The sequence below is a fragment of the Neorhizobium phenanthreniclasticum genome (genome assembly GCF_040066075.1).
Lineage (GTDB): Bacteria > Pseudomonadota > Alphaproteobacteria > Rhizobiales > Rhizobiaceae > Neorhizobium > Neorhizobium petrolearium.
In genome coordinates this window covers 92,234-116,857 of sequence record NZ_JBEAAL010000016.1, presented here as the reverse complement: position 1 = coordinate 116,857, position 24,624 = coordinate 92,234, and the positions used below count along the sequence as shown (strand labels likewise).

Here is a 24,624-nt window from a genome sequence, read left to right as displayed (position 1 = left end):
TCCTTCATTTTCCCGACGATACCAGGGATTTGTAGACTTCCAGCGTGCTGCGGGTGATGGAAGGCCAGGCATAGGTCCGTTCCATTTCCCGAATGCGCGACAGGGCGGTCTGGTGACCGAAGGGCTCGGCGATCTTGCGTGCCAGAGCCTCGGCAAGGGCATCGACATTCCCGGCGGGGAAATAATCTTCCGGTGGCAATTCCACTTCGTGATTGGCGACGATATCGCTTGCCAGCACCGGCAGGCCGTAACCCATGGCTTCGAGGAGTGAAATGGGCATGCCCTCGTGGATCGACGGCAGGACGAAGAGCCCTGCCTGCGAGAACAGTGCGGCCAGCTCTTCGCCGCTCTGGAAGCCGGTCAGCACGACGTTCGGAACGCGTGCCGCCATCTCCTCGATCTCCTTCGCATAGGTCGTGCCCCGGTGATCGGCGCCGCCAACCAGGACCAGTTTCCAGTCCGTCTGCTTCAGCTTCCCGAATGCGGCGATCAGGTCGGTCTGGCGCTTTTCGGGCACGAAGCGGGCGACCATGACGATGTACCGGCGGCGCTGCAGGCCGAACCGGTCGAGCGTCGCCTTGCCGACGAGGCTCGGCCTCACGGTCACGCCGTTCGGGACATGGGCAACCTTCGCGCCGTACCGACGCTTCATCGTCTCCGCCACATCGCGCGAGACGGCGATCCTGGCGCTGGCAAACCGCATGGCCAGCCGCTCGCCTAGCTTCAGCACCCTTTTTGCCGTCGGGCTCCATTTCTCGCGGTCGTAATCGTAGCCGTGATGGGTCATCACCACCTTCAGTCCGAAAAGACGCGCCAGCGGGGTCAGCAGGCCGGGGCCGACCGCGTGGATATGCAGGATGTCAGGACGGCGGACGGCGGCATAGAGGACACCGATGAGCGTATGGGCGAAGGCCTCGAAGAGCATCGATTTCGGCGCCCAGAGCGGCGCGATGCGGATGCCGCGCCAGATCGACCCCTTCTGTTCGGCGAGATACTGGCGGCGGCCGAGCACTTCGACGTCCCAGCCGCGTGCGACGAGTTCCTGGGCAAGCATTTCGACATGTTTTTCGACGCCGCCCTGCACATTCGGGATGCCTCGGAGGCCGAGCATCATGACGCGCTGGCGAGGGGTCTCGCGCCCCACAAGGATGTCGGGAGCGTTGACGACGTCGGGTAGGGCAGGCGAGAGGCGTGGTGCCTGGCCGACGACGACACGCTCGATGCGGCGCTGCCCGGCCGGATCGGGGCGCGGAAGAGCCTGGGCCTGCAGCAACTGCGCAGGGATCTGTTCGAGCGACGACAGGTTCTCCGGAAGCTTCCGGGCAGACTGCGGGTGCCGTTTGCTCGACGTGTTGATTTTCTTGTCCATCCACCGATACCAGAAATCATTTCCTGGCGTCGGTTCTACGGAGGGAACCTTCTTATACCGGCAAGAAAAATCCTAAGATTTTAAAGGAGTTGTGCAGTTATTGAGCAAAGCGGCGGAAAAATTTGAAGACACTCGACCTATTTTGGGAATCGGCTTTTGCGACCGTCAAACCCCGGTAAGGGATTGGTAAAGATCAAGCGTTTTCCGGCGGTAGGCCGCCCGTGAGAATTCATCGGCAATCCAGGCGCGGCCCGCCTGTCCCATCGCCGCCCGCTCGGCGGCCGGACGGGAGGCGAGATCTGCAAGCGCCTCTGCCAGGCCGTCCACCGAACCGGCGGTGGCGGTCAGCCCGGTCTCGCCTTCCCGGATCATTTCCGGGATGCCTCCGATTGCGGCACCGACGACCGGGCGGCCGAGCGCATAGGCTTCCAGAATGCTGATCGGCGCATTCTCGTACCATTCGGAAGGCAGGACGAGGCCGCGCGACTTACCGATGAGCCGGAAGAGATTTTCGCCCGACAGGTAACCAGCGAAGGTGACATCGGCCCCGGTCGAATGCGCAATTTCCTTCAGAGCCGCTTCCTCCGGTCCGGTTCCCGCGATCACCAGCTTCTGGCCCGCCCTGGCGCAGGCACGGATCAGTGTCGCGATGCCCTTTTCGGGCGCCAGTCGACCGGCGAAGACAAAATAATCGCCCTCCGTCCAGTCGGTGGAGAAATGATCCACATCGACGAAGTTCGGGATATGGACCAGCTTTTGCGCGGGCCAGCCCCATTCGATCAGTTTCTCGCAATAGAAGCGGCTCGGCACGACGATGCGGTCGACCTTGTTGCGATAGAGGCCGAGGCTCCGGTGGAGGAGCGTCTCGGCGAAGACCACGGCGCTGAGCGGCAGCGAGCCCTTGACGCAGCGGTTGACGACGACGTTGTGAATGCGGCCGCCCTTGCAGTCTTCGCAGATCGCTCCGTCGCGCAGCATCTTGTAGGAGGGACAGGCGAGTTTCAGGTCATGGGCCGTCATCACCACCGGAATGCCGGCATCTTTCAGCGTGGAGAAGATCGCCGGCGAGATATGATGATAGATGTTATGCGCGTGTGCGATGTCCGGGCGCGCCTTGTCGATCAGGCGCTTCAGGTTGCGCTGCGCTTCGAAAGAATAGATGACCTTCGCGGCCTGCGCGACCTTGTCCTTCAAGCCGATCTCGCGGCCGTATTCGATCTCGGATACGAAATAGTCCGACCATGGCGAGGGCAGGTTCTTTTCATGCTGCATGGCGAAGGGCACGACATTCCAGCCGATCTCTTCGAAAAGCGCCGTATGGTCGAAGAACACCGCCTCGGCGCCGCCGCGCCGGTAGAAATAGTTGTTGATGTTGAGAAGGCGACGTGTGTCCGCCATCGTCACCTGGACATTCGTTGGAGCGTTCATCGTGGATCAGCCTCCCAGCCCATGGCGCGCGCTGCCGCCTCTATCGTCAAAATGCGACATCCACGCTGATGGGCATGACGGACCAGATGTTCGAAAGTCCCCGGCGTGCAGCCAAAAGGCGTCGGGGTTTCGGTAATGTCGTGGGTGAAGAAGATGAGCCAGCCAGGATTGTTCACAACCTCATCGATCCAGCAGGTCAGCCCGTGCGCATGTTCCTCGGGTTGACGGATTTCCACCGCTTGCAGCATCAACGGGTCGACTGCGCCGCGGTTGATCGCCTCGCCGGCTCCCCGACAGGTCCGGTAGCGGCTGGCGAGTTCACGGCGTGCCGGCGGCCAGGCGGCGTTATAGGGGAAGGCGAAGCTGGTGGCCGGGCGGGGAATGCCGATACCACGCAGATAGCGGGCGCTTTTGTCGAGGTCGTCGGCCAGTGCTGAGCCGTAGGAGCGGACGCGACGATGGGCGAATGTATGGCAGCCGATCTCGTGGCCTCGGCGGAAAAGCTCGAGAGAGCCTTCGCGGCTGATCAAGGTCCGGTCCGGTTCGACCAGACCTTCGATGCCACCGGCGATGTAGAACGTACCGTGCGCATCGTATTTCTCCAGGATCGCCGCGCCGTAGGTCAGGGCCGTATCCGGCACGTCATCGAACGTGAACGAGACGATCGGAACATCGGTTGCGACCGTACGGGTTCGCGGGGCCATCTTCCAGATGAGCCGGTTGCTGACCCGGTCGATCAAGCTGCCCATTGCCTCCAATGCATCAGGCATGGGCTGGCTTCCCTCTTCGCATCGATTCCTCCTCGATATGGACCGCATTCGCCTCGTAACGGAGCCCGAAGATCGCCATGCAGAACAGGAACCAGCCGATGATGTAGCCGGCCGAACTTTCATAAAGGAGGCTTTCGAGGCACGTGGTGAAGATCATGTAAAGCCAGATGCGCAGGAAAAGCCGTCCGCTATGACTTATCTTTCCCTGGGCGCCGATCTTCGAAAAGCTCCGCAGCGGCACAGCGAAGAACCAGATCAAGGAAAGAACGAGGGCGGGTATTCCGCCGATCAGCAGGATCTCCACATAGGAATTATGTGCATGCGACGCCTGGATGGCCCAGGTCTCCAGACCTTCGCCGCCATAGACCAGTTCCTGCGTGCGCCAGAAGGATTTGAGGCCGAAACCGGTCATCGGGAATTGCGAAATCGCGTTGAAGGCGAGCCGCCAGATATCGGTGCGGTTGGTGAAGGTCGCATCCACGCCGAGGCTTGTCACCAGTTCGCTCAGGGCCGGGGAAAGGGCGGCGCCTACGGCGACGAGGTTGAAGGCTGCGACCCCGCCGAAGGAAAGCGGGATGCGCAGGAGCGGGAATTTTTCGAACAGCCAGGCCAGCAGGATAATTGCCGGCAGCATGGCCGAAGCGGTCTTGCCGCCGGTGTGCATGAGAAACCATGTTGCGCTGACGACTATTGTCAGGCCCACCAGCCGCGACCAGGTTCGCATGATGAATATGCCGCAGAAGGCAAACAGCACCATGGCGGCCGCTGCATTGTTCTTGTGCGGAAAATAGCCGCGCCATAGCCCGGCATGCATGGGTTCGGAAACCTCTGCAGCCGAATGGATGGAAAAGTACGGCAGAAAGAAGATACCGTAATAGGCAAGCCCGATGCAGGCAAGCGTTCCAATCGCCAGAAGCTTGGCGAAATGGGTTTCGGACCGCGGCAGCAACAGGCAGGCATTGGCGCCGACGACGATCAGCGATGTGACGAACAGCGCCTTGAGGCCGTTGAAGCTGTGGTTCGAGATGAGCGAGACGAACAGAAGCCAGAGGAAAAGTGTCAGCATCAGCCACCACGGCTGCAGGAGCGTGCCCCGCATCGGGGTCATCATGGCGCAGGCGAGTGCGCCGAGCGGCAGGAAGATGAACAGGAGCTGGTTGAGCCTGCTGGAATTGTCGGTTTCGATGCTCGCGGATGAAGGCAGTGTCAGATCGTAGAAAGGATTGATCGATATCGCGACGAACAGGAATATGGCGATGAACAGCAGCGAGCCGATCATGCTGCGATGATCGATCTCAGATGAGCTTATCGCTGCGGCGGCGGGGCTGCGCATGGTCACCCCCTCAAGGCGTATCTCTGCGTATAGGCAAAGCGTTCACGGGCATCGCCGAAATGCCCCCACAATCCCAGTACCAGAGCAAGGCCAGTACCGGCCATGAAGCCACCGATCGCGCCTGCCACAAGCAGGATCAGCGTGCGCGGCGGCCAGCTTTTCGTCTTCGGCGGCACGGGCGGGGAGATGACCCGCACGTTGCTCGTGTCGATCTGCTGGCGCTCGGTGATCTGGTGGGTGCGGCCGAGATAGGTCTCGTAGACGGCGGCCTTGGCGCGCGCATCCCGCTCCAGTTCCCTGAGACGTACTTGGGCGTCGTTGTTGGTGAAGACGGTCGAACGTTCCGCGTCCGCCTTGCTGCGCAACTGGGAGAGCGTCGAGCGGGCTTCGTCGACGTCGGTCCTGGCACTTTGAAGAATGCGGTTCGCCTCGTCGGCTATGGCTTTTTCGAGCGCGGTCTTTTCGGATTGCATGGAGATCAGGCGCGGATGCCGTGCACCATAGGTGAGGGTCAGCGAACCGATCTGCTGCTGCAGCGTGTTGTAGCTCGCCCTCAGCGTTTCCATACTGGGCGAGTCGAACACAGTCGCGGTGACCGTGCGCCTGTCGGCGACGGCAGACCGCATCTGGTTGTAGCGCGCCTCGGCCTGGATCAGCTTCTGTTGCGCGTCGAGGACCTGGGTGTCGAGTGCGCTCGAAATGCGGGTGCTGGCCAGCTCGCCCGTATTGGATTCCTGGATATTGTTGTCGCGCCTGAACTGCGCGACCTTTTCCTCCGCGTCCGTCACGGCGGCGCGCAACTCGTCCAGTCGACCGGTCAACGTTGCGGCGACGCGGCCGGCGCTGTCGGCGGAGGATTCGAAGAGTTCCGCCTCGAAGGCGCGGACGATCGCCTCGGAAAGCCTGACCGACTTTTCCGGATCGGAGGTCCAGACCGAGAGCGTGACCACGAAGGAGCGTTCTTCCCGGCCTGCCTTCACCCGGTCGCCGAGTTCCATCAAGACGCCGAGTTCCTTGTCACCGGTCGGCCGGTTGCCGGAAATCAGCCGGTAGAGCGGCGCAAGCAGGCTCGGTTTGGTGAATTCGGGATCCTCGGTCAGCTTCATGTCCCGGATGACCTGCATCAGGACATTGCGGGAGGTGAGCACGCGCAGCCTGCTTTCGACCTCCAGCAGTTGCGAATCCCGCTGCGGGTTGGAGGCGAAGACATCATCGTTGACGACGTTGAGGTTCTGCGGATCGATGATGAGGTCCGTATAGACGGTGTAGCGGGGCGTGGCGGTTGCCGAATAGAGGAAGGCCGCAATCACGCCCATGACGGTCATGACGATGATCCAGCGCAGCCCGCCCCGCAGCCAGGAGAGAATGTCTCCCGGCGTGATTTCCGAAAGGCTGCGGACCTGCGCTTCTATGATGCCGTCGAGCGAGGATTTCTCCGGCTTTTCGGGTTCCTCGAAACGGTCCGGCGCTGGCTGCCGCGGGGTCGGGCGCCGCCAGTATTCGTCATGATCGTCATCGCGCTCATCCTCGATCCGCTTTCCGGTTTCGAACCGGTCGTCATTGAGGCGATCGAGAAGCGAGCCGCGATAAGGCATGCCGGTGCCCTGGCCGGTGGACGCAGCATATGATGCCGGTCGTCGGTTCTCGGGCTCCTTCGGCCGGTACATGCACACCTCCAGCCATGCAGCCTTCGCATGGGAGAGACCGCGTTTCAGCAAATAACATCGCGTCAATCACTAGGTCAGCACGATGAATATCGCGTTAACCAAGGCATTGGTCCTATCGAAAGTCCGTCAGCAGGCGGCTCCAGCTTTCGGATGCCAGGCCGCCGACGAAGATGTCGTTGCGGGTCGCCGCTTCACGGATATCGGAATGCCGGGTCACCATGCAGAAATAGCCGCGATGCTTGAAGCTCATCTGCCGCTGACGCATCAGCGCATTCATCAGGAAAGGCTGAGCCGTGCCATGGGCGGCGGCATAACCGGATGCGGCGAGATCGGCGAACATCTGCCCGACGACATCGAATTCGCGGCCTTCGAGACAGAGGATGTTGAGCACATGCGCCGCCTCGCCCGGCTTGCCGAAGAAGAGGTAGCAGCCGATCGTGACGCCCTGGCCGTTTACCACGAGCTTGCAGCGGAGCCGGCCGAGCGAGATGTTCGATGCAGCGGTGTCCATCAGCCACAGCAGGTCGTCGCGCGACCAGTCCGGGCGGATGGCAAAGCGTTCCGTCATCCTGCCGGCGCAGGCGAAGAATTCGTCGAAGCCCGCCTCGATGGAGGCCGTGCCCTCGGGGCTCGGCGGCGTGAAGGCTGCGAAGCGGCGCCTAGCGGCGAGATCGGCCGGCTTCAGGAATGGGGAAAGCGGCAGATACCGGGCAAGCGGCAACTTTTCCCGGACGCGATTGAACCCGGTATGGAAGGGCCGGAAGGTGCGGCGCCATTCGAGGCTCTGGATCGGCAGCATGAAGCCGCCGCCGGTCGTCCAGTGATCGGCGCTGACGGGGGAGGCGTTGTCGGAAAAGCAGAGGTCGGGTTGTGAAAGCCGGACCGCCCGCGCCAGTCTCGCAGCACCCGCAAACCCTGCCTTGCCATCCGCCATGAAGGCGCAGAGAAGCCGGGCCGTGATCCGGCGGCCCGCAGCGTGAAAGGCCATCGGAAGTGCAAGCAGCGCGCTGTCGATGCGGCCTGCGCCATCCTCGTGCACGATGCTGCCGTAATCCGGCGCATATCCGGGGTTCTTCAGGAAAACGCGATCGAGATAGTCGAGGAGATCCGGGCGAGGTTCTTCGTTTTTCCTGCGGAATGCCTTGTTGAAAAGCCGCCCGACGGATTGAAGATCGGCAACCTCCATCGGTCGCACGCCATGGGCATGTTCACGAGCAGCGACGGAGGTTTGAGGACGAAGCGCCTGCATGAGGCCGGGCTGAAGATTCATTCGGCAGGCTCCCCAACCGCAAGGCCTGCCTGTCTCCTGCTCTTGCCGACCACGTGGGAATAGACCACCCAGGCGGCGAGCGCCATCGCGATTTCGATGACATAGTATGAGACGAAGGTTCCGGTGGGCGGTGCGTACCACGTGGCCAACGCGGCCAGTGCCGCTCCGAGCAGGCTGCCCAGACCAAGGACGGACGCGCGCGCACCCTGGTGGCCGGCTGCGCCGAGAGCCTCCACGGCGATCGCCCAGCATGTTACCGGAATGACGACCCAGCAGAGGATACGGACGAACAGCACCAGCGAGGTGTAGTCGTGGCCGAAGAGATAGGGCAGCACGGGTGCGAGGATATAGACTGCAATGGCAGCGCCGATGCTGATCGCGATCGCCGCCGCAAAGATTTTCGAGACTCTCTCCGTCGCCTGATGCAGGCCGCCGAGGCTCGCTTTGGCGGTGCCCGGATAGACGATGCGGTTCAGCGCGTCGACGGACAGATAACTGCTTTCGATGATCCGCCGCGCGACGCTGTAACTTGCGACGATCTCGGCCGTGGTGACGAGGCTGAGCACCAGGAGATCGGCGTTCTGGCGCGCCGCCTTCAGGATGAACGGAATGCTGAAGAAGAGGCCGAGCTGCAATTCTTCCCGGACGATCCGGAATTTCGGCCGGCCGAGGTTACGCAGCGCCCTGATGCAGAAGGCCAGCATGATCGCATGGGCGGCGAACTGCCAGACGATCCAGCCGGAGAGCGTCGAGACGCCGAAGACGAGGCAGGCCAGCACGGCGGCTGCGGTGCGGATCAGCGCGAAGCCCATCACCACCTTGTTGGCCGAACCGAAATCGGAAAATGCGATGAAGACCTGCTCGGAAAAGAGGATGCAGCGCACCAGGACGATATTGGTCACCAGCATCATGGCGATTTCGATGCTGTTTACAGCCGCGTTGGGAGCGACTTCAAAGAAGAAGGGCAGGATGATCGCGCCGATCACGACGAGCAGGATACCACTCACCGAGATCAGGATGATGTTGTGCCCCAGCATGGCCGGGTACATGGCGTGGTCGCGAGCGACGCGCCGCACCAGGCATTCGGTGGCGCCGACGCCGCAGAGATGCACGGCGATTGCCGCAACGGCGGTGATCGCCACGAACAGACTGAATTCGTGGACGCCGAGAAATCGGGCGAGGATCGCAAACGTCAGGAGCTGGGCTGCCGAGCTGACGATCAGGCTGCCGCCGGAAGCTGCATAGGACACGATCATCGGCACGAGTCCGCGATAGCGCCGCAGCTTTCCGATCGCGTGGGGCATTGTCATGCTCGGCCTCCTGCCGCCGCTGCGAGGTTCGGTATGTCTGCCGTCGCGCGGGAGCTAAAATTCTTCAGCCAGAGCTGGGTGGAAAGAATGCCGACGAAGGCGGCGTTGTCGCGGAAGCCAGAAACAGGCTGCGTACGGCACTTCTGATGAAGTTTTTCCACCGCCCGGGCATTGAAGAGGCCGTTGGAGGTGATGGCCTGTCCGCTCAACATTTCGCTGACATAAGCCTGCTCTTCGTTTCCGGTGAAGGATCGGCTGTCGGGCGCGCGATAGGGTTGTTTCGGCCGCTTGCTGATTGCCTCCGGCAACAGGTCCTTCGCCACACGGCGCAGAATATGCTTTTCCTCGAGGCCCCTCAGTTTCATGCCGGGCGGCAGGCGACCCGCGAACTCCACCAACCGATGATCGAGGAAAGGGAAGCGGCCTTCGATGCCATGCGCCATGGCCATGCGGTCCCCCTGGCTCGACAGGATATAACCGGGCAGCAGGAAGCGGCTTTCCAGGTATTGGGCCTGATGCAGCGGGTGCCAGCGGCCGAAATTTTCCGGCAGGCGCGAGGAGAGTTCTTCGGCTGCGTCGTAAGTGCCGAGCGTAGCGCGCAGGTCGTCGGAATAGAAGATCTTGGCGGCTGCTGTGGTGCGAAAGCGGGGCCGGTGCGAGAAGAGCGGATCGTCCATCGCGTCACTGCCGGCGCCGAAAAAGGCGGCGAGATACTCCGCCGACTGCTGTTTGAGGCCCGGGAGATAGGGGTAGAGCTTGCGGAAGAGATGCGGCCTGATCCTCGAGCCCGGCTGGCGGGCGGAGAAGCGGCGCACGCGCGCCTCGCGGAAGATGTCGTAGCCGGCAAAGACCTCGTCGGCGCCTTCGCCGGTCAGCACGACCTTCATGCCTGCCTCGCGGACGAGGCCGGAAAGGCGATAGAGCGGGGCGGGCGCGGTGCGCAATACCGGCCGCTCCGTGAAGCGGACGACATCCGGGAAGTTTTGGGCAATATCGGCCGGGCCGCAGGCGACGGCGCGGTGATGTGTGCCGAGCGCACGGGCGACTTCCATCTGGAAGGCGCTTTCGTCATGCTCGGCGTCGTCGAACGTGACCGAGAACGTATTGAGGCCGTTCGGAGCCATCGGCGCGGCGAGCGCCGTGATCAGCGAGGAATCGAGGCCGCCGGACAGATAGGCGCCGACCGGCACGTCGGCCCGCATGCGCAGACGCGTGGCATCCGTCAGCAGCGCTCTCAGCTCCTCCTCACTCGCAGCCTCATCGGCCTGCCTGTGGTCGCCGGCATCGGGGAAGTCGAGGGTCCAGTAGGGGCGAATGTCCCTTCGCGTGCCCTCGGCGATCATCAGATGGCCGGGTTCGAGCTCGAAATTGTCCTTGAACGCGGTGCGCGGCGGGATCGGCGTCCAGAGTGTGAAGATCTGGTCGAGCGCGACGGGGTCGAGTTCCGCCTCGATGCCCGGCACTTCAAGCAACGCCTTAATTTCCGATGCGAAGTAGAGCGCACCCTTGTGCTCGGCATAGAACAGCGGCCGCACGCCCATCCGGTCGCGGGCCAGCATCAGCCGGCGTTCGCGCGCATCCCAGATGGCAAAGGAAAAATCGCCGTTGAGGCGCGACAGGCAGGCTTCGCCGTATGCTGCATAGAGCTGCAACAGCACTTCCGTATCGCTGCCGGTGCGGAAAACGACCCCGCGCGCCTTCAACTCGTCACGCAGTTCGACGTAATTGAAGATCTCGCCGTTGAAGACGATCGTGAAGCGGCCGTCGCTGCCCGTCATCGGCTGCTGTCCGTCGGAAAGGCCGACGATCGAAAGCCTTACATGGGCAAGCCCGACGCCCGGCGCGGCGAACACGCCCTGGCCGTCCGGCCCGCGATGGGCGATCGCATGCGCCATCGATGACAGGAGGCGTTCCGGCTTCCCGAAGCCGCATGCCTCACCTATGAAGCCAGCAAAACCGCACATCTGTTTCCATCATGAACAGGGACTAGTGCCGTCGTTCATAAATCGAAATGCTTGCCGGTCCCCTTACATGATCGGTAAAATTCGAATTGTGTGCAAAAGAGGTTCACCCTGGCTGCATGCTGAGGATCACCGTCGGCCAGAGTTCCGAGACGGTCGGATGGATTGGAACCGCCCAGCGCAGCTCGTCGAACGTTGCGCCGGCATTCATCATGTCGAGCACGCCGTGGATCGACTCGTCCCCGCCGGTGCCGAGGATCGCGGCCCCTAGAATCTGTTTCGTTTCCGCATCGGCGACGATCTTCATGAAGCCCTGCGTCTCGCCTTTTTCGACCGCGCGGCCGACCTGAGTCATGGGCCGCCGCCCGACAAGGATTTTCTTGCCCGCCTTCTTCGCTTCCGTTTCGCTCATGCCGACGCGGCCGAGCGGTGGGTCGATATAGAGTGCATAACCGAGCAGCCGGTCGGAGACCTTGCGGCTCTCGCCGTCGAAGAGGTTCGCCGCGACAATCTCGAAGTCGTTATAGGCGGTGTGCGTGAAGGCGCCGCGGCCGTTGCAGTCGCCCATCGCCCAGATGCCCTCGACATTGGTCGCGAGATCGTCGCCGACCTTGATATAGCCGCGTGTGTCCGTCTCCACGCCCGCCTTGTCGAGACCGAGGTCGTCGGTATTCGGGCTGCGGCCGACCGCGAGCAGGATATCCGAGCCGATGACCTCCGGCTCGCCTTCGGTGCAGTTCACCCCAACCGCGACGCCATCCCTGTGCTTGCTGAAGCGGATGCATTCCGCGCCGGTGCGGACCTTGATGCCCTCCGCTTCGAGAATGCCGCGGACAGCCTCGGAAATCTCTTCGTCCTCGCGGCCGATGAGGCGGGGGCCTTTTTCGACGATTGTCACCTGCGCGCCGAAGCGGCGGTACATCTGGGCGAATTCGAGCCCGATATAGCTGCCGCCGACGATGACGAGATGTTCCGGCACCCGGTCCAGCATGACGATGTCGCTGTTGGTCATGTAGGGCACGTCGCCGATGCCCTCGAAATCCGGGATCGCGGCGCGTCCTCCGACATTCAGGAAAATCTGCGGAGCGGTCAGAAGCTCGTCGCCGACGCGTACCGTATCCTTGCTTTCGAAGCGGGCGTGTCCGCGGATCAGTGTGCAGTTCGGCATGCCCTCCAGCCAGCTTTCGTTGCCGTGGCGGGAATCGAGCGTCACCTGATGCGAACGGCGCATCACGGCCGGCATGTCGATCTTCACGGGGCTGTCGAGCACGACGCCGTAATCTGCGCCGCGGCGGGCGAGATGGGCGGCATAGGCGCTGGCGACGAGCGTCTTGGTCGGCTTGCAGCCGGTGTTGACGCAGGTGCCGCCGACATGCTTGCGCTCGATGATCGCAACCGTCTTGCCGGCGTCGTTGAAGCGCCCGGCAAGCGACGGGCCGGCCTGGCCTGCTCCGATGATGATCGCGTCAAAAGTTCTCATGGTGTGACCGGGACGGGCAGAGTGGCGACGATGAGATAGGCGCCGATGATGGCGACCGCGTCCTCGATGAAGGCGGCGGGCGGGTCCTTGCCGAAGCTGGCGGCCAGCCTGGAGCGGGCGGCGGCCCCGCCATAGGTGCCAACGACCGCTCCGATGATACCGGCGATCACGCCGATGACGACGGAACTCATCCCCATTGCCGCGAAACCGGGCATGCTCAACGCGGCCCCCGTCAGAGCGCCCATGACGAGCCGAGCACCGAACTGCTGCGGCACCTTGCGGCTCGGCGTCGAGGGAAGCTGGTCGGTGACGAGTTCGACGACCGCCAGGATCGTGAAGACGCCGACGGCCCAGACGGAGCCCATGAAGGCCAGCCATGAGCCGGAGAGATCGAGCCAGCCGAGATAGGCGGCCCAGGCGATGGCAGCCGGTGCCGTCATGGCGCGAAGGCCGGCCACGACGCCGATCAGAAGTGCAAGCACATAAAGCATGAGACCCCCGTTTGCCTTGTCGACCTTGACCTGCCCGGTTGCAAGACTGTTCCCGACCTCGCACCCGGTCAAGCAAAACTTGTATAAAGCTTGGCATATGTCTGCTTTGAAGGGCTTGAGCGCCCGCAAAGCGTGTATTCGGTACGGTGTCAGGATTTTATGGAAATCGGTTGTGCAAGGATTAAAATGGCCGTCTAATTCCGTTAGAAGCACCGGGAGGATGGAGGAGCCGGGAACCTGTTGAGATATCGCATTCTTCTGCCGCTCGCCATACTTGCAGCGATTGGTCTGGTGCTGGTCTTGAAGGGCAGCGAGATTGCCGCGCGCAGCTATATGAACGAGGCCGAGGCGCAGGCCGGCACGACGCTGCGCCTGGCGGTGTCGGCATTGGACGGGCATCTGAAGCGCTACGAGGCGCTGCCGGCGCTGATCGCCGACCAGAACAATATCGAGGCACTCATTTTTGATCCGAAGAACGAGGGCCTGCGGGCGCGCACGAATGCCTATCTCAAGGAGATCAACGCGCTTCTGACATCCTCGGACATCTATGTGATGACCTTGGACGGCGAGACGATCGCTGCCAGCAACTACGATTCCCCCGTCAGCTTCGTTGGTGAGAATTTCATCTATCGTCCCTATTTCCAGGATGCCGTCGGGGGCCGGCAGTCGCGGTTCTATGCGCTCGGCACCACGTCGCTCAAGCGCGGCTATTACTTCGGCTCGCCGATCGAGATCGACGGCGTCATCCGCGGTGTGATCGTCTTCAAGGTGGATATCGATTCCATCGAGGCTTCCTGGGGCGGTGGCGACGACCGTATTTTCGTTTCCGATCCGGAAGGCATCATCTTCATGACCGGCAGCCCGGAATGGCTCTATGCGAGCATCCTGCCGCTGACGCCGGACCGGATCGCCCGCACCGAAGCGTCGCGCCGGTATGCTGATGCGAAATTGCGCGAACTGCCGGTAAAACGGGGAAGCTTTGCCGGCCGCGATGTGATGATGATTGCCGACGGCAGGGCCGAGAAGGAATATCTCGTCGTGTCGCAGCTGATGCCAGAGGCTGGCTGGACCGTGAATGTCCTGATGGATACCGGTTCCGTTCGTGTCCAGGCGCAGACCGTAACCGTTGCCGCCTTCCTGACGCTTTGTCTTGCCGGACTGGCGCTTGCCATCATCGTGCAGCGCCGCGCCCGGTTGAACGAGCGCATGCAGTTGCAGGCGGAAGCGCGCAACGAACTCGAGCGGCGGGTGGCCGAGCGCACCGCCGATCTTGCCCGCGTCAACAGCCGCATCGAGGAGGAGATCGCCGAACGGCGGCTCACCGAGCAGCGGCTGCGTCAGACCCAGGCGGATCTCATCCAGGCCGGCAAACTCGCCGGTCTCGGACAGATGTCGGCGGCGCTCTCCCACGAACTCAATCAGCCGCTTGCGGCCGCCAAGACCTATACGGAGACAACCGGTGTATTGATCGACCTCGGACGCATCGAAGAGGCAAGAGACAATGTCAGCCGCATTTCGGCGCTGATCGACCGCATGGCGTCGATCAGCAAGCACCTGCGCAACTTCGCCCGCAAGCCGAACGAAAAGCTCGGGGCAGTCACGCTGGACGAGGCGATGCGAGACACGCTCGAAATCGTCGCAGCGCGGCTCAAGGCTGCGGATGCAACACTCGAAATCAAGATCGATCCCGCGCTGCCGGCGGTGAAGGCGGGCGCCGTCAGGCTCCAGCAGGTTCTGGTCAATATCATCACCAATGCCGCCGATGCGGTCGAAGGGCTCGATGACCGGCGCATCACCGTTTCCGCCGGACGTGACGGGGACAAGGTGACGATATCGGTACGCGACCGCGGGCCGGGCGTCGCGGCGGCAATCCGCGAGCGCATCTTCGATCCCTTCTTCACCACCAAGGGCGTCGGCAAGGGATTGGGCCTCGGTCTTTCGATCTCCTACAATATCGTCAAGGATTTCGGCGGCAGTCTGAGCGTCGCCGATCACCCCGAAGGCGGCGCGGTCTTTCTCATCGAGCTGCAAGTCGCCGACGGCAACTTTCTGGAGGCGGCTGAGTGAACGGGCAAAGGGTCTTGCTGGTCGACGACGAGGAGGAACTGCGCCGCTCGACCGCACAGGCGTTGGAACTTTTCGGCCTCGACGTCCAGACTTTTTCCAATGCCGATCATGTGCTGGAACTCACCGGTTTCGGTTTCGACGGCGTGGTCGTCAGCGATATCCGCATGCCAGGGATCGACGGCATGACGCTGCTTCACCGCATCCGCGAGCTCGATGCTGAAATCCCGGTCATCCTGGTGACGGGCCATGGCGATGTGCAACTCGCAGTCAAGGCGATGCGGGAAGGGGCCTACGACTTTCTGGAAAAGCCGTTCACGCCGCAGCATCTGGCCGGCATCATCCGCCGCGGTCTTGATCGCCGCGGCCTCGTGCTGGAAAACCGGCGGCTGAAGGCGGTCGCCGGCAAGCGCGACGATCTCGAAACGCGGCTGCCGGGCCGCACCCAGGTGATGGTCGACCTGCGCTACAGCATCCGCGCGATCGGCGCCGCCGATGCCGACACGCTGATCATCGGCGAGACGGGAGTGGGCAAGGAAGTGGTGGCCAGGGCGCTGCACGACGTCAGCCCGCGCACCAACAGGCCCTTCATTGCCATCAATTGCGCGGCGTTGCCGGAGAACCTGATCGAGAGCGAGCTTTTCGGCCACGAGGCCGGCGCTTTTCCGGGCGCACTCAGGCCCCGCTACGGCAAGTTCGAGCATGGGCGCGGCGGCACGATATTGCTCGACGAGATCGGCTCGATGCCCGTCGACCTGCAGGCGAAGTTCCTTCGCGTGCTGCAGGAGCGCGTGATCACCCGTCTCGGCTCCAACGAAATGGTGCCGCTCGACGTGCGCTTCATCGCCACCAGCAAAGTTGATCTTGAAGCGGAAGTCGCAGCGGGGCGTTTTCGCGCCGATCTCTTCTATCGGCTCAACGTCGCGACGATCCATGTGCCGTCACTGGCGCAGCGCCGGGCGGACATTCCGTTGCTTTTCCTGCAGCTTGTGCGTGAGGCGGCGGCCCGTTACGGCCGTGAGGATATGGATGTGCCGGCCGACATGATCTCGGCGGTTGCCCAGCGCGACTGGCCCGGCAATGTGCGTGAGCTGCGCAATGCCGCCGACCGGCTGGTGCTCGGCCTCGACGTAAAGCCAGGCGAAACTGCCGGATCGGTACGGGACGGGGGCAAGGAAGGGATGGGTCGGCTTGCCGACAAGGTCGCGGCGTTCGAGCGGAATCTGATTGCGGGCGAGATCGCCGCCCATGGCGGGGCGCTGAGACCGGTCTACGAGTCCCTCGGTATTTCGCGCAAGACGCTCTATGAAAAGATGCAGAAATACGGGCTCGACAAGAAGCTGCTTGGCCCGGAACACTTGCTTCAAGACGAAAGAGACGGCTGATTGCTCCCTGCATGGGTGGAAATCCACCCATGCTTTTTGCGCGTTGTTTCCGAATCCACCCATGTTGCGGCGCGATATCGGCAGAAATGCGGTTTTAATACTTTCGCACCGGTTGAATGCCTTTCACGGCTTGCAGCAAATGGCTGCCAGGTTGGCGCCGGAGGAGACTTGAGCGCCGGCTTTGCCATATATTTCATCTTGGAGGACCCCGATGAAAATCCTGAACGCCGTGTTAGGCGCAACCGCTCTTGCGGCACTTTCGCTTTTTTCCGCTTCCGCCAATGCGCAAGGCTATCCGGAACGCCAGATCACCATGATCGTGCCGTTCGCCGCCGGCGGCCCGACCGACACCGTCACCCGGCTTGTCGCGGAATCCATGTCGAAGGATCTCGGCCAGCAGATCATCGTCGAAAACGTCGGCGGCGCCGGCGGCACGCTTGGGGCAGCCCGCGTGGCCAATGCCGAGGCGGACGGCTATACCCTGTTGCTTCATCATATCGGCATGGCGACCAGCGCGACGCTCTACCGCAAGCTTCCCTATGACACGCTGAACGCATTCGAATATGTCGGCCTCGTCACCGACGTTCCGATGACGCTTCTCGCCCGCAAGGACATGGAGGCGACCGACCTCAAGGGCCTGATCGAATATGCCAAGGCCAACCAGGACAAGGTGACGGTCGCCAATGCCGGCATCGGCGCCGCCTCGCATCTGTGCGGCATGCTGTTCATGAGCGCGATCGAGACCTCGCTCGTCACCGTTCCCTACAAGGGAACCGGTCCGGCGATGACCGATCTTCTGGGCGGCCAGGTCGATATCATGTGCGACCAGACGACCAACACGACCAAGCAGATCCAGGCCGGCACCGTGAAGGCCTATGCAGTCACCTCGCCGGAACGGCTTGACGTGCTCAAGGACCTGCCGACCGTCAGGGAAGCCGGGCTGCCGCAGATGGAAGTCGGCATCTGGCATGGCATCTATGCTCCGAAGGGCACGCCCAAGGAGGCGGTCGACAAGCTCTCCAAGGCGTTGCAGGTGGCGTTGAAGGACCCGAATGTCGCAGCCCGCTTCGCCGAGCTCGGCACCAAGCCTTCGCCGGAAGCCGATGCGACGCCGGAAGCGCTCAAGGCCAAGCTGGAAGGCGAGATCGCCCGCTGGAAGCCGGTCATCGAAGCTGCCGGCCAGTACGCGGACTGAGACTTTTACCGGCGATTGGATAGTTCGCCCCTCACCCTAACCCTCTCCCCGCGAGCGGGGAGAGGGGACGTGCCATACCTCCACCGTTTACGTTTCGGGAAGCCGGTGCGGCACAGGTCCTTCTCCCCGCAAGCGGGGAGAAGGTGCCGACAGGCGGATGAGGGGCAGCGCGGCCAAGCATCTCCACCCTTACGGAGACACCATGAATTCTCTGAAATTCGACACGACCAATCTGATCTGCGGACTGCTGTTCATCGCGATCGGCATCTTCTTCGCCTATCAGTCCTTTGAACTCGATCTCGGCACGGCGTTGCGCATGGGGCCGGGTTATTTCCCGTTCATCCTCGCCTGCGCGCTCATGCTGTTCGGACTGGTCATCCTCGTCCAGTCGGCACGGGTCCAGGGGGAGCCGATCGGCCATATCGCCTGGCGCGGCATGCTGTTCATCCTGCCGGCGCCGATCCTCTTCGGGCTGACGGTGAGGGGGCTCGGCTTCGTGCCGGCGCTGTTCATCACCGCGCTCTTCGCCTGCTTCGCGTCCGGCCGCATGAAGCCGCTTACGGCAATCGTCCTGTCCGTGGCGCTGACAATCTTCTGCGTCCTGGTCTTCAGCTACGGTCTTGGCCTGCCATTCCGCCGCTTCGGGCCCTGGCTCGGTCTTTGAGGTTTGAGCATGGATCTTCTCGACAATCTCGCGCTCGGCTTTTCGACCGCTTCTTCACTCGCCAACCTGTTCTTCTGCCTGATCGGCGTGCTGCTCGGGACGCTCATCGGCGTCCTGCCGGGCATCGGGCCGACCGCGACGATCGCCATGCTGCTGCCGATCACGTTCCAGCTCGAACCGGTCTCGTCGCTGATCATGCTCGCCGGCATCTATTACGGTGCGCAATACGGCGGCTCGACCACGGCGATCCTGATCAATCTCCCGGGCGAATCCTCGTCTGCCGTCACCGCCATTGACGGCTATCAGATGGCACGCAAGGGCAAGGCGGGTGCGGCGCTCGCGATCGCAGCGCTCGGTTCCTTCTTCGCCGGCACGGTCTCGACTTTCCTGGTTGCCATCTTTGCTCCGCCCCTGACTGAAATCGCCCTCCAGTTCGGCGCTGCCGAGTATTTCTCGCTGATGGTGGTCGGCCTCGTCTCCTCGATCGCGCTGGCGCATGGCTCGATGGTCAAGGCGCTGGCAATGGTTGTGCTGGGCCTGCTTCTCGGCCTGGTCGGCACGGACATCTATACCGGCACGCCGCGGTTCACGCTCGGCATCCGCGAATATTCCGACGGGTTGAATTTCGTCGCGGTCGCGGTCGGCGTCTTCGGCATTGCGGAAATCCTGCGCAATCTCGAAAACGAAAAGAGCCGCACGGTGCTGATGGCCAAGGTCAGCGGCCTGATGCCCACAAAGGAGGATTTCAAGGCGATGATCGCGCCGGTGCTGCGCGGCACTGTCATCGGGTCGGTTCTCGGCATCCTGCCGGGCGGCGGGGCGATCCTTGCGGCCTTCGCGTCCTACACCGTCGAAAAGAAGGTCTCGAAAAACCCGCAGGAATTCGGCCATGGAGCGGTGGCGGGCGTCGCCGGGCCGGAATCGGCCAACAATGCCGGCGCGCAGACCTCGTTCATCCCGCTGCTCACCCTCGGCATTCCAGCGAACCCCGTCATGGCGCTGATGATCGGCGCGATGATCATCCAGGGTATCGTCCCCGGCCCGAATGTCGCGGTCGAGCAGCCGGCGCTCTTCTGGGGCATCATCGCCTCCATGTGGATCGGCAACCTGATGCTCGTCGTCCTGAACCTGCCGCTGATCGGGCTGTGGGTGAAGCTGCTCACCATCCCGTATTACGTGCTGTTCCCGATCATCATGGCCTTCTGCTCGATCGGGGTCTACAGCGTCAATTCGAACGTCTACGATCTCTATTCCGTCGCCTTTTTCGGCTTCATCGGTTACGTGTTGTCGAAACTGCGCTGCGAGCCCGCGCCGCTCCTGCTCGGCTTCGTGCTCGGTCCGCTTCTCGAAGAAAACCTGAGACGGGCGATGATCCTTTCGCGCGGCGATCCGAGCACGTTCGTCACGCGTCCAATCAGCGCAGCCCTGCTTTTTATAGCGGTTGTCGTCCTCGTGATTGTCTTCCTGCCGAGCGTCAAGGCAAAGCGCGAGGCGGTGTTCCAGGAAGAGGATTGAGACACTGGAAGCCTTACCTTCGCATGATCAATCCTGACGGGATCATGCGGGGAGCGCTCCGGACGGTCAGACCGTCTGGAGCGCCTGTAGTTCGTGGACGGGCACCGGCCCGGCGATGCGCTTGAGGAGCAGCCGCCCCATCAAGAGGCCCGCTTCGGAAAGGTCCTCGTAGATCGTCTCGACTCGTGGACGAACCTGATCGAAAAGGCCCGAGGTCTGCTTGGCGACCAGCCGTACATCCTTTCCGAGTGCGAGGCCGTGGTCGTAAGCGGCGGCCATGACCGCGAGTGCCGACACCTCGCCGCCGCAGATGAACCCGTCGGGACGTTCCGGCTCGTCCATCCGGCGATAGAAATAGTCGCGGATGTCATTCGAGTTGCTGTCGAGCGTCACGCCCCTGGCAATCTCGAAGCCGATACCCTCCTCGCGTACCGCCGTCATGAAGCCGTGGCGCATGTGATGGGCGAACGTGAACCGCTCCGGCGGCAGGATGATCGAGAGCTTCTTCGCACCGGCGTCAATCAGCTTGCGCGCGGCCTGATAGGCGAACCCGTAATTGTCGTAATCGACATAGGGGTGGGCGGTCGCAAGTTCGGTCCGGCCGTGACAGATGAAGGGAAAGCCGTTCTCCATCAACAGCTTCACCCGCGGGTCCGAGGGCTCGGTGCGTGTGAAGATGATGCCGTCGGCCATGCGGTTGCGCACGATGTGGCGCACCGGGTCGATTTGCGGCGTGTCGGAGAAATGGGGTGTGACGACGAGATGATACGGCGTGCGCCGCAGCGCCTCGGTCAGTCCCCGGATCATCGACGTCGCATAGCCTAAAATTTCCTCGTGCGGGTCGAGGACGAGGCTGATGACATTGGTGCGGCCGGTACGCAGGCGCTGCGCCGCCCGGTCCGGCAGATAGCCGATCTGTTCTGCGACCTGCCGTACGCGCATCCGCGTTTCAAGCGCGATCTGCGGCGCGTCGGCGAGCGCCCGCGACACGGTGGTGACGGCGAGGCCCGTCATTTCGGCGATTGTTTTCAGCGTGGGCTTCGTATCCGCGCCGGCTCTCTCCCTTACAGGCTCCGGCTTCGCCCGCCGACCCTCGTCCTCCAGGTCTTCCAGCGACATGTCTTCTTTCCTCCGCTCCTGCTCCGAGATCGGAACAGGCCTCATCTACATCGTTGCAAATTTTTCAAATGCCGTCAGGAAATTTTCTCGATTCCTGAGGAAAAATTTGTCGATTTCAAGATTTGCAAGTTTTTTCATCATGTTAGGTGTCATCTGAAACTCTGCAAAAAATCCTCCGGCTGGGTTGACACCGACTGCGTTTATATCGTTATAAATCGCCATATCCGGAGAGGAGCCCGGATGCAAAGGGAGATTTCTCAATGAATATTCGAATGATCAGCAAATTCGCCGCCGGTGCGGCGATCATCGCCCTGACGGCCGGTGCCGCCAAGGCACAGGAGAGTGTCGAAGTCCTTCACTGGTGGACGTCCGGCGGTGAGGCTGCGGCTCTCAACGTGCTGAAGGAAAACCTCCAGAAGGAAGGCGTCGCCTGGAAGGACATGCCGGTTGCCGGCGGTGCCGGCTCCGCTGCCATGACCGCGCTTCGCGCCCGCGTCACGGCCGGCGATCCGCCGACAGCCGTCCAGCTTCTCGGCTTCGACCTCCGCGACTGGGCGGAAATGGGCGTTGCCGCAAACCTCGACGACCTTGCAGCCAAGGAAGGCTGGGACAAGGTCATCCCGGCTGCTCTCCAGGATTTCTCCAAGTATGATGGCCACTGGATCGCTGCTCCGGTGAATATCCACTCGACCAACTGGCTGTGGATCAACAAGGCTGCCCTCGACAAGGCCGGCCTTCAGCCGCCGACGAATATCGACGAATTCATCGCCATGCTCGACAAGTTCAAGGAGCAGGGCATCACGCCGATCGCGCATGGCGGCGTTCCGTGGCAGGACGGCACGATGTGGGAAGCCGTCGTTCTTTCCATCGGCGGCCCGGAGTTTTACAAAAAAGCCGTCCTCGACCTCGATCCAGAAGCGCTTTCCGGTGACACGATGAAGAAGGTTTTCGACACCATGTCGAAGATCCGCACCTATTTCGATCCGAACTTCTCGGGCCGCGAATGGAACCTCTCGACCGCCATGGTCATCGAAGGCAAGGCCGGCGCGCAGGAGATGGGCGACTGGTCGAAGGGCGAATGGCTACGCGCCAACAAGAAGCCGGGCACCGACTTCGTCTGCATCCGCTTCCCCGGCACACAGGGCTCCGTGCTTTTCAATGCCGACCAGTTCATGATGTTCGACGTCGGTGACGACCAGCGCGACGCCCAGCTCAAGATGGCGTCCGCCGTCGAGGATCCGGGCTTCCAGATCGCTTTCAACACGGTCAAGGGTTCGGTTCCGGCCCGTACCGACGTCTCGGACGAAAAGTTCGATGATTGCGGCAAGAAGGGCATGAAGGATCTCGCCGAGGCTGCTTCGAAGGGCACGATGATGGGCTCGCTCGCCCATGGCTACGCCCAGCCGGCTGCCATCAAGGAAGCCATGCTGGACGTCATCACCCAGCACCTCAACGGTCAGCTCACTACCGATGCAGCGCTGAAGCGCCTGCCGGAAGCGGTGGCTGCCGCGAAGTAAGCATTGGTTTGAATGAAACGGGTGAGGGGGTTGCCCAGAAGCGACCCCCTCACTTGCGATTTCTAACACTTAGCCTTTGGCTAAGATGTTGAAATCGCTTTCTCTCCCACAGGGGAGAGATAAGGATGCCGCGCCGCCGCGGGCCTACCTCTCCCCTGGTGGGAGAGGTTACAAAATCAGCACCTTAGCCAAAGGCTAAGTGCTAGATTTTGTTGGTGAGGGGGTAGGCCAGGTATCCTTAGAACTCGTAATTTCTTCCTACTCCCTACCCGGAGGTCATGATGACGACAATCGAACCGGTTCCCGTTGCGGAACCGCAGAGGCAGGGCCGCACTTTTGCGGATGGATTGCGCAATGCGCTGCCGAAGATCGTGTTGGCGCCCTCGTTCGCCGTGATCCTCGTCTTCGTCTACGGCTTCATCCTCTGGACGATCACTCTGTCCTTCACGACCTCGCGCATCCTGCCGGTCTACAAGTGGGGCGGGTTCGATGCCTATTACCGTCTCTGGTCGCAGCCGAACTGGTATGTGGCCATGCAGAATCTGGCGGTCTTCGGCGTTCTCTACATCGGCATCTGCATCGCGCTCGGTCTCTTCATCGCCATCCTGATGGACCAGCGCATCCGCGCCGAAGGGGTGCTCAGGCCGATCTTCCTCTATCCGATGGCGCTTTCCTTCGTCGTGACGGGGACGGCGTGGAAATGGTTCCTGAACCCCGGTCTCGGGCTTGAAAACACCATGCACAATCTCGGCTGGGAGAGTTTTGGGTTCGACTGGCTGGTCAATCCGAAGATGGCGATCTACACGGTCGTGATCGCCGGCGTCTGGCAGGCATCCGGCTTCGTCATGGCGATGTTCCTCGCGGGGCTTCGCGGCATCGACGGCGAGATCGTCAAGGCAGCGCAGATCGACGGGGCTTCTAACGTCGCCATCTACCGCCGCATCATCATCCCGCTGCTTCGCCCCGTTTTCCTCTCCGCCTTCATCGTGCTGGCGCATATGGCGATCAAGTCCTACGACCTCGTCATCGCGCTCACCGGCGGCGGACCGGGCAATGCGACCGAACTGCCGTCGACCTTCATGTATTCCTACACGTTCACGCGCAACCAGATGAATGTCGGTTCGGCCAGCGCGGTGATGATGCTGATGGGCATCACCGCGATCATCGTGCCGTATCTTTATTCGGAACTGCGGGAGAAGAAGCAATGAGCGCTGCGAACGAAACCATCAGCGCCGGTTCGGCCCGCACCGCCCGCTATTTCATCTACGCGGCCCTGATCATCCTGGCGGTCGTCTACCTGCTGCCGCTCTATGTGATGCTCACGACATCGCTGAAACCGCTCGACGAAATCCGCGGCGGTGACATGCTGGCGCTGCCGCGCGAGCCTTCGATCGCCGCCTGGGTGAGGGCTTGGGGCGAGGCCTGCATCGGTGTCTCCTGCGTCGGCATCAAGGGGTATTTCTGGAATTCGATCAAGATGGTCGTTCCGGCGGTGATCATCTCGACCCTGCTCGGAGCGCTGAACGGCTACGTGCTGACCAAGTGGCGCTTCCCGGGTCACAAGATCATCTTCGGCATGATGCTGTTTGCCTGCTTCATTCCGTTCCAGGCCGTCCTCATTCCGATGGCGCGGCTGCTCGGCCTGATGGGGCTGTCGAACTCCACGACCGGCCTCGTGATGGTGCACGTGATCTACGGTCTCGGCTTCACGACGCTGTTCTTCCGCAACTATTACGAGGCTTTCCCGGATGAACTCGTGAAGGCCGCGATGATCGACGGCGCCGGCTTCTTCCGTATCTTCTGGCGCATCCTGCTGCCGAGTTCGGGGCCGATCATCGTCGTCACCATCATCTACCAGTTCACCAATATCTGGAACGACTTCCTGTTCGGCGTATCGTTTGCGGGAGGCGAAGCCTCGCCGATGACGGTTGCGCTCAACAACCTCGTTTCCTCCTCCACCGGCGTCAAGGAATACAATGTCGACATGGCCGCAGCCGTGTTCGCCGCCTTGCCGACCCTGTTCGTCTATATCGTCGCCGGACGCTATTTCGTGCGTGGCCTGATGGCCGGCGCAGTCAAGGGATGA

At 62.2% G+C, this 24,624-nt stretch carries 19 protein-coding genes; 8 read left to right on the top strand and 11 right to left on the bottom strand.

The annotated features are described in order from the left end of the window. Positions 1–4 precede the first annotated feature (4 nt). From ABK249_RS19915 to ABK249_RS19870, 10 genes are all read right to left on the bottom strand, one after another. Positions 5–1,369, bottom strand: a complete 1,365-nt coding sequence (locus tag ABK249_RS19915; RefSeq protein ID WP_407721505.1) for a glycosyltransferase family 4 protein — start codon at positions 1,367–1,369, stop codon at positions 5–7. 165 nt (positions 1,370–1,534) lie between these two features. Continuing rightward, complete coding sequence (locus tag ABK249_RS19910; RefSeq protein WP_227703917.1) at positions 1,535–2,797, bottom strand: glycosyltransferase family 4 protein; 1,263 nt, start codon at positions 2,795–2,797, stop codon at positions 1,535–1,537. Then, positions 2,794–3,567 (bottom strand): polysaccharide deacetylase family protein, encoded by a 774-nt coding sequence (locus ABK249_RS19905; RefSeq protein WP_227703916.1) that lies wholly within the window; start codon positions 3,565–3,567, stop codon positions 2,794–2,796. The genes ABK249_RS19910 and ABK249_RS19905 overlap by 4 nt, the downstream gene beginning before the upstream one ends. Beyond that, complete coding sequence (locus ABK249_RS19900; RefSeq protein WP_227703915.1) at positions 3,560–4,900, bottom strand: O-antigen ligase family protein; 1,341 nt, start codon at positions 4,898–4,900, stop codon at positions 3,560–3,562. Before ABK249_RS19900 ends, ABK249_RS19905 begins: the two co-directional genes overlap by 8 nt. Positions 4,901–4,902: 2 nt before the next feature. Beyond that, positions 4,903–6,567, bottom strand: coding sequence for a GumC family protein (locus ABK249_RS19895; RefSeq protein ID WP_227703914.1), 1,665 nt, complete (start codon positions 6,565–6,567; stop codon positions 4,903–4,905). 112 nt (positions 6,568–6,679) lie between these two features. Continuing rightward, positions 6,680–7,837 (bottom strand): GNAT family N-acetyltransferase, encoded by a 1,158-nt coding sequence (locus tag ABK249_RS19890; protein WP_227703913.1) that lies wholly within the window; start codon positions 7,835–7,837, stop codon positions 6,680–6,682. Beyond that, on the bottom strand, positions 7,834–9,147 hold the full coding sequence (locus tag ABK249_RS19885; protein ID WP_407721502.1) for a lipopolysaccharide biosynthesis protein: 1,314 nt from the start codon (positions 9,145–9,147) through the stop codon (positions 7,834–7,836). Before ABK249_RS19885 ends, ABK249_RS19890 begins: the two co-directional genes overlap by 4 nt. Next, positions 9,144–11,111: an asparagine synthase (glutamine-hydrolyzing) gene (gene asnB, locus ABK249_RS19880; protein WP_227703912.1), complete on the bottom strand. Its 1,968-nt coding sequence runs from the start codon at positions 11,109–11,111 to the stop codon at positions 9,144–9,146. The genes ABK249_RS19885 and asnB overlap by 4 nt, the downstream gene beginning before the upstream one ends. A 103-nt stretch (positions 11,112–11,214) precedes the next feature. Further along, positions 11,215–12,588 carry an FAD-containing oxidoreductase gene (locus ABK249_RS19875; protein ID WP_227703911.1) on the bottom strand — a complete coding sequence of 458 codons (1,374 nt, stop codon included), beginning with the start codon at positions 12,586–12,588 and terminating at the stop codon, positions 11,215–11,217. Then, positions 12,585–13,079: a DUF4126 family protein gene (locus tag ABK249_RS19870; protein ID WP_227703910.1), complete on the bottom strand. Its 495-nt coding sequence runs from the start codon at positions 13,077–13,079 to the stop codon at positions 12,585–12,587. Before ABK249_RS19870 ends, ABK249_RS19875 begins: the two co-directional genes overlap by 4 nt. A 240-nt stretch (positions 13,080–13,319) precedes the next feature. Between ABK249_RS19870 and ABK249_RS19865 the strand changes: the two genes are divergently transcribed. The 5 genes from ABK249_RS19865 to ABK249_RS19845 all read left to right on the top strand — a co-directional run bounded on the left by ABK249_RS19865 (position 13,320) and on the right by ABK249_RS19845 (position 19,902). Next, positions 13,320–15,146, top strand: coding sequence for a sensor histidine kinase (locus ABK249_RS19865; RefSeq protein WP_265105706.1), 1,827 nt, complete (start codon positions 13,320–13,322; stop codon positions 15,144–15,146). Then, positions 15,143–16,528, top strand: coding sequence for a sigma-54-dependent transcriptional regulator (locus tag ABK249_RS19860; RefSeq protein ID WP_037152628.1), 1,386 nt, complete (start codon positions 15,143–15,145; stop codon positions 16,526–16,528). Before ABK249_RS19865 ends, ABK249_RS19860 begins: the two co-directional genes overlap by 4 nt. Positions 16,529–16,739: 211 nt before the next feature. Then, the gene (locus tag ABK249_RS19855) at positions 16,740–17,723 is read left to right on the top strand and encodes a tripartite tricarboxylate transporter substrate-binding protein (protein ID WP_037152626.1); all 984 of its coding nucleotides are present in this window, start codon (positions 16,740–16,742) and stop codon (positions 17,721–17,723) included. A gap of 202 nt (positions 17,724–17,925) precedes the next feature. Beyond that, positions 17,926–18,387 carry a tripartite tricarboxylate transporter TctB family protein gene (locus ABK249_RS19850; RefSeq protein WP_037152624.1) on the top strand — a complete coding sequence of 154 codons (462 nt, stop codon included), beginning with the start codon at positions 17,926–17,928 and terminating at the stop codon, positions 18,385–18,387. Between the two features lie 9 nt (positions 18,388–18,396). Then, positions 18,397–19,902 (top strand): tripartite tricarboxylate transporter permease, encoded by a 1,506-nt coding sequence (locus tag ABK249_RS19845; protein ID WP_037152622.1) that lies wholly within the window; start codon positions 18,397–18,399, stop codon positions 19,900–19,902. A gap of 66 nt (positions 19,903–19,968) precedes the next feature. Here ABK249_RS19845 and ABK249_RS19840 read toward each other — a convergent pair whose 3' ends face one another. Continuing rightward, complete coding sequence (locus ABK249_RS19840; protein ID WP_227703909.1) at positions 19,969–21,021, bottom strand: LacI family transcriptional regulator; 1,053 nt, start codon at positions 21,019–21,021, stop codon at positions 19,969–19,971. A 260-nt stretch (positions 21,022–21,281) separates the two neighbouring features. On the opposite strand from ABK249_RS19840, the gene ABK249_RS19835 reads away from it, so the two are divergent. The 3 genes from ABK249_RS19835 to ABK249_RS19825 all read left to right on the top strand — a co-directional run bounded on the left by ABK249_RS19835 (position 21,282) and on the right by ABK249_RS19825 (position 24,624). Then, the gene (locus tag ABK249_RS19835; RefSeq protein WP_037152618.1) at positions 21,282–22,538 is read left to right on the top strand and encodes an ABC transporter substrate-binding protein; all 1,257 of its coding nucleotides are present in this window, start codon (positions 21,282–21,284) and stop codon (positions 22,536–22,538) included. A gap of 281 nt (positions 22,539–22,819) precedes the next feature. Further along, the gene (locus tag ABK249_RS19830) at positions 22,820–23,746 is read left to right on the top strand and encodes a carbohydrate ABC transporter permease (protein ID WP_227703908.1); all 927 of its coding nucleotides are present in this window, start codon (positions 22,820–22,822) and stop codon (positions 23,744–23,746) included. Beyond that, positions 23,743–24,624, top strand: a complete 882-nt coding sequence (locus ABK249_RS19825) for a carbohydrate ABC transporter permease (protein WP_052182913.1) — start codon at positions 23,743–23,745, stop codon at positions 24,622–24,624. The genes ABK249_RS19830 and ABK249_RS19825 overlap by 4 nt, the downstream gene beginning before the upstream one ends.